General features: G+C 51.2%; 3 tRNA genes. All 3 read right to left on the bottom strand.

Annotated elements, in window-relative coordinates:
• Positions 1–2: 2 nt before the first annotated feature.
• Positions 3–77, bottom strand: a tRNA-Gly gene (locus tag ACJDT4_RS23410).
• Positions 78–89: 12 nt separating this feature from the next.
• A tRNA-Leu gene (locus tag ACJDT4_RS23415) sits at positions 90–172 on the bottom strand.
• Between the two features lie 4 nt (positions 173–176).
• A tRNA-Lys gene (locus tag ACJDT4_RS23420) sits at positions 177–252 on the bottom strand.

A 252-nucleotide genomic window follows, 5' to 3' on the forward strand; every position in this document is an offset into this window, starting at 1 on the left:
CTTGGAGCGGAAGACGAGATTCGAACTCGCGACGTTCACCTTGGCAAGGTGACGCTCTACCACTGAGCCACTCCCGCATATTTTTTATTTGGTGCAGGTAGAGGGAGTCGAACCCACACACCGAAGTACTAGATCCTAAGTCTAGCGCGTCTGCCAATTCCGCCATACCTGCACATTGGTGGCTTATCGGGGAATCGAACCCCGGACACCATGATTAAAAGTCATGTGCTCTACCAACTGAGCTAATAAACC

The organism is Clostridium neuense, assembly GCF_045310695.1.
Lineage (GTDB): Bacteria > Bacillota > Clostridia > Clostridiales > Clostridiaceae > Clostridium_S > Clostridium_S neuense.